Source organism: Kitasatospora sp. NPDC004289, from assembly GCF_053602875.1.
Window position 1 is genome coordinate 1 of sequence record NZ_JBSGEL010000157.1, and the last position, 3837, is coordinate 3837.

Sequence of the window (3837 nt, forward strand, 5' to 3'; positions counted from 1 at the left end):
GGCGCCGCCGCCCTGGCCCTGGCCGCGACGGCCGCCACCGCGCTGACCGGCTGCGACGGATCGGCGCCCGGCGGGGCGAACGGGCCGCTGGTGGTCCGCCGGGCCGGCACCGAACCGGCCGAGCGGCCGGCCCTGAAGGCCTTCTACGGGCAGAAGTTGGGCTGGACCGCCTGCGGCGACCTGCAGTGCGCCACCCTCACCGTCCCGATGGACTACGAGCGGCCGCAGGACGGCCGGACCTTCACCCTTCCGCTGGCCCGGGCCGCCGCCACCGACCCGGGCCGGCGGAAGGGTTCGCTGGTCCTCGACCCGGGCGGCCCCGGCGGCTCCGGCGTGCAGCTGATGAGGTCGGGCGGCGCGGACTCCTTCGGCACGGCGGCCCGGGCGCACTTCGACGTGGTCGGCTTCGACCCGCGCGGCGTGGCCGGCAGCAGGCCCGCCGTGGACTGCACCGCGCCGGACGGCCAGGGCGCGGAGGAGAGCGCCGTCCCCCTGTACCCGCGCACCGACGCCGAACGCGCGGCCGCGCTCGCGGACGCCGAGCGCACCACCGCCGCCTGCGTCGCCCGCAGCGGCGCGATCCTGCCCCACGTCGGCACCCCGGACGCCGCCCGGGACCTGGACGTGCTCCGCGCGGCGCTCGGCGACGAGAAGCTCACCTACCTCGGCTGGTCCTACGGCACCCACCTCGGCACGCTCTACGCCGAGCAGTTCCCGCGCCGGGTCCGCGCCATGGTCCTGGACGGCGCCGTCGACCCCGACCTCGACTGGCGGCAGCGGATCCTGAGCCAGGCGCGGGGATTCAGGAAGGCGGTCGACGACTACGCCGAGAACTGCGCCCGGATCGTCGCGGGCGCCTGCCCCGCCACCACCCCGGACGGGATCCGGCGCACCGTCGAGGAGACCTACGCCAAGGCGGCCGCCCACGGGCTGCGGATCAAGGGCAGCACCGAGCGGCTCGACGAGTCGGCCGTGCTCGGCGCCGTCACGGCGGCGATGTACACGCCGGAGGCCCAGTGGAAGGACCTCTCCGAAGGGCTCGCGGCGGCGCGCCGGGGCGACGGCACCAAGCTCGCCGAGCTCGCGGGGAACGGCCCGGCCGGGGACGAGGACCCCGGCACCGCGCAGCCCGGGGAGGAGCGTCCCCGGGACAACTCGGGGGACGTCCTGACCGCGGTCAACTGCCTCGACACGCCCCACCCCGCCGACCCCCGGGCGTACTGGGGCCTGCTGGAGGAGGCGTACCGGGACTCCGGCACCTACGGCACCTCCACCGTGCTGGCCTACCTCAACTGCCGCAACTGGCCCGCCGGCTCGCTGAAGCCGCACCGGGTGGCGGCCGAGGGCCTCGCACCCGTCCTGGTGGTGGGCACCACCGGCGACGCCGCGACCCCCTACGAGCAGGCGCACAGCCTGGCGGCCCAGCTGCCCGGCGGCATGCTGCTCACCTACCGCGGCCTGGGCCACACCGCCTACGGGCGCAGCAACCGGTGCGTCACCGACGCGGTGGACGCCTACCTGGTCGAGCTGCGGCCGGTCGCCGCCGGAACGACCTGCTGACGGCGGCGGCACCGGGCTCCTGTCGGTCACCGCGGCTACGCTGGGCAGCCTGTGATCGTCCGTCAGATTCCGAGGTCCCGATGCGCACCCTGATCAGCACCGCCTTCGTCTCCCTCGACGGCGTCGTCGAGGCCCCCGGCGGCGAGCCCGGCTACCGCAACTCCGGCTGGACGTTCAAGGACGTCGAGTTCCTGCCCGAGGCCTACGAGATCAAGGGCCGCGAGCAGGAGGAATCCGCTGCGCTGCTGCTCGGCCGGGTGAGCTACCAGGCGTTCAGCCCGGTCTGGCCCGGCATGGCGGAGTTCGCCGGTTACAAGGCGATGCCCAAGTACGTGGTCTCCACGACGCTCGGCGCGGACGACCTGGTGGACACCTGGGGCGAGACCACCATCCTGCGCTCGCTGGACGAGGTGGCCGCGCTGAAGGAGACCGAGGGCGGCCCGATCATCGTGCACGGCAGCGCCTCGCTGGGCCGGGCGCTCTCCGACGCGGGTCTGATCGACCGCTACCACCTGCTGGTCTTCCCGCTGCTGCTCGGCGCCGGCAAGCGGCTCTTCAGCGACGCCGACAAGGACGTGCAGAAGCTGAAGCTGGTGGAGTACGCGGCGTACGGGAACGGCGTCCAGAAGCAGGTCTTCGACGTCGTCCGCTGACGGCCGCCCGTCCGCCGGTGCCGCTGCCGAACGGCCCCGTCCCCCCACGGGCGGGGCCGTTCGGCGGTCCTAGGTGCCGTCCGCGCCCACGAAGGCGACCGGCAGCGGTGGGAAGCCGTTGAACCCCAGGGTGGTGTAGCTGGTGGCGTAGGCGCCGCAGGAGCGGATCCAGACCGGATCGCCGGAGGCCAGCGCGGCCGGGACCGAGACCGGGCCCTCCCGGTGCGCGTAGGCGTCGTCGCTGTCGCAGGTCGGGCCGGCCACCACCGCGGGCAGGCGCGGGCCCCGGGAGTGGCCGGGGAACTCCAGGCGGTACTGCAGCTGGTCCATCTCGTACAGGCCGTTGAACTTGCCGCAGCTCAGGTAGAGCCAGGCCTGCCGCTCGCCGTCGAGCTGCTGACGGACCGACAGCCGGGCCACGTGCGCCCGGATCGCGCCGTGGTCGGCCACCAGGTGGCGGCCGGGCTCCAGCCGGAAGCCGAGCGGGGCGCCGGCGGCCTCGGTGAGCTGCTGCATCCCCTCCCGGATCACCGTGAACATCTTGTCCAGCGGCGGCTCCAGCCGCTCGCCCCGGCGGTTCAGGTACCCGAGCGCGGGCAGGCCGCCGCCCAGGTTCACGTGGTCGGGGTGGATGCCCCGGCGGCCGAGCGCCCGCAGCACGTCGGCCAGCGCGTCGAAGGCGTCGCGCCAGGCCTCGGTGGTCATCTGCTGCGAGCCCACGTGCACCGAGAGGCCGGACGGGACCAGCCCGGAGGCGCGGGCCACCGCCATCACCTCGACGGCGTCCGCGGCGGAGCAGCCGAACTTCTGGCTGAGGCCCCAGAGCGCCCCGGCCCCGTCGGTGGCCAGCCGGCAGAACACCCGGGCCCCGGGCGCGTGCCGGGCGATCGCGGTCACGTCGGCCAGGCTGTCGGTGGCGAAGTCGCGCACGCCCAGCGCGTACGCCTCGGCGATGCAGCGGTCGGACTTCACCGTGTTGCCGAAGTGCACCCGCTCCACCGGGACGCCGGTCCGCAGGGCCTGGAGGATCTCGCCCGGGCCGGCCGCGTCGAAGCCCGCCCCGCGGGCGGCCAGGGTGGCCAGCACCTCGTCCACCGGGCAGGCCTTGAGCGCGAACCGGACGTCCACGTCCGGGAGTTCGCGCCGCAGCGCGTCGTACTGGGCGGCTATCCCGGCCAGGTCGAAGAGCAGGACGTCCTGCTCGGCAGCGGCCAGGGCGGCCGACAGGGCCGCCGGGTCCGGCCGCTCCGTCTGATGTTTCGTCATGTGCCTTCCCCCAAGGCCGGGATCGTTCACGGCACCTGGCCCTTGATTTCCAAAATGGACTAGACCAACTTGCGGTGTCAACCTCCGCCCGGGCCGATGGACGGCTACTCGGGGGTACTGCCCGAACAGGCAACTCGGGCTGCCCGCGCGGCAGTCCGGGACAGGACCGTTACGCCCGCTGTGGGGCCGGTCACTGCCCGGGCCGGTGGCGTCTGCTTCGATCGGGGGATGCACCGTTCGCGCGCGATCCTCCCGACGGCCCTGGCCCTGGCCGGGCTGCTCCCGCTGACCGCCTGCGGCTCCCGGGTGGCCGCCTCGCCGGGCGGCCCCGCGCCGCTGCACTGGCGCGCCGTCGCGC

Annotated in this window: 3 protein-coding genes; 2 read left to right on the forward strand and 1 reads right to left on the reverse strand. The window is 75.0% G+C overall.

Translation table 11 applies throughout. The features are described 5' to 3' along the window. A partial coding sequence (locus ACWEPF_RS39570; RefSeq protein WP_452176479.1) for an alpha/beta hydrolase occupies window positions 1-1560 on the forward strand: 1560 nt, incomplete at its 5' end. Between the two features lie 80 nt (window positions 1561-1640). Next, window positions 1641-2213 carry a dihydrofolate reductase family protein gene (locus ACWEPF_RS39575; RefSeq protein WP_452176480.1) on the forward strand — a complete coding sequence of 191 codons (573 nt, stop codon included), beginning with the start codon at window positions 1641-1643 and terminating at the stop codon, window positions 2211-2213. Between the two features lie 69 nt (window positions 2214-2282). Here ACWEPF_RS39575 and ACWEPF_RS39580 read toward each other — a convergent pair whose 3' ends face one another. Next, window positions 2283-3479, reverse strand: a complete 1197-nt coding sequence (locus ACWEPF_RS39580; RefSeq protein ID WP_452176481.1) for a type III PLP-dependent enzyme — start codon at window positions 3477-3479, stop codon at window positions 2283-2285. Between the last annotated feature and the right edge of the window lie 358 nt (window positions 3480-3837).

What these genes read in the sequence shown, in the direction of transcription:
- ACWEPF_RS39580 (WP_452176481.1), bottom strand. Translation starts at nt 3,479, where the DNA reads ATGACGAAACATCAGACGGAGCGGCCGGACCCGGCGGCCCTGTCGGCC.
- ACWEPF_RS39575 (WP_452176480.1), top strand. Translation starts at nt 1,641, where the DNA reads ATGCGCACCCTGATCAGCACCGCCTTCGTCTCCCTCGACGGCGTCGTC.